This window comes from Paenibacillus sp. 3LSP (genome assembly GCF_032465655.1).
In the GTDB taxonomy this organism is placed as follows: Bacteria; Bacillota; Bacilli; order Paenibacillales; family Paenibacillaceae; genus Fontibacillus; species Fontibacillus barengoltzii.
In genome coordinates this window covers 1-1,268 of record NZ_JAWDJI010000032.1, presented here as the reverse complement: position 1 = coordinate 1,268, position 1,268 = coordinate 1, and the positions used below count along the sequence as shown (strand labels likewise).

At 49.4% G+C, this 1,268-nt stretch carries 1 protein-coding gene; it reads left to right on the top strand.

Annotation, left to right across the window (positions count from 1 at the left end):
• The first annotated feature begins 76 nt into the window (after positions 1-76).
• Positions 77-1,227 (top strand): IS3 family transposase gene (locus RW092_RS01775; protein ID WP_248931314.1). Its coding sequence is split into 2 segments (ribosomal slippage): positions 77-332 and positions 332-1,227, totalling 1,152 coding nucleotides; the frame shifts between segments, so codons are not numbered across the junction.
• The last annotated feature ends 41 nt before the right edge of the window (positions 1,228-1,268 follow it).

Genomic DNA, 1,268 nt, shown 5'->3' with positions numbered 1-1,268 from the left:
TGCTGCTAGACTAAAAAGTAGACATGGAGAACCGAGAATCGGGTAAAATGAATCTATCCAAATTCGAGGTGCTACCATGACGAAAAAATACGATAAAGAATTTAAACTGCAAACGATTCAGATGATCCAGGAAGAAGGGAAAGCGGTGGCGCAGGTCGCCCGCGAACTGGGGATCAGCGACAACACCCTGTATCGTTGGATGGCGGAATACAAGAAAGACGGCGCACAGGCCTTTCCAGGCAGTGGGCAACTGAAAGCCGACGATAAAGCAATGAGAGATCTTCAGAAACGCCTTCGTGATCTGGAAGAGGAGAACGACATCTTAAAAAAGGCGATGCACTACTTCGCCAAAGACCGGCGCTGATCTATGCCTTCATCCACGATCATCGCTTCAAGTGCCGAGTCTCGAAGATGTGCGAAGCCTTTGAAGTATCCCGAAGCGGCTATTACAAATGGACCCAGCGAAAAGCCAGCAAACGTGAAAAGCGACGTCGCAAGCTGGAGCGGCGGATCCGTCGTATCTTTCTAGAATCCCGTCGATTATATGGAAGCCCCAAAGTAGCAAAAGAACTGCACAAGCAGGGCATACGAGTGTCCGAGAAAACAGTCGCTCGGATCATGAAGGAGCTGGGTTTACGTTCTCGCACGGTGAAGAAATACAAGGCCACAACCAACTCGAAGCACAACCTGCCTGTCCAAGAGAACGTGTTGAACCGCGAGTTTAATCCGTCCGCTCCAAACAAGGCCTGGGTGGCTGATATTACGTATATCCCGACCGATGAGGGGTGGCTATACCTGGCAAGCATCATGGACCTGTACAGTCGTAAAATCGTTGGATTTCACATGGATGAGCGAATGACGAAAGAACTCGTGTTAACGGCGCTGGACCGCGCCCACAGCCAGCAGCGACCGTGCGAAGAGGTTCTGCATCATTCGGATCGCGGCAGCCAGTACGCTTCTCATGACTACCAGGCGCGGCTGCGCACCTACAAGATGAAAGGCAGTATGAGCCGCAAAGGGAACTGCTACGATAATGCGTGTATTGAATCGTTCCACAGTGTGCTTAAGAAAGAACTTGTCTACTTGGAGAAGTTCAAAACACGCAAGCAAGCCAAGAAACGCATTTTTGAATATATTACCTGCTTCTACAATGGAAAACGAATCCATTCCGCGATTGGGTATTCTACGCCCAATGAGTGCGAACGTATGTACCGATCTGCCGCATAATTTTCTCGATTCTTTGTGTCTACTCTATTGACAGAGGTACA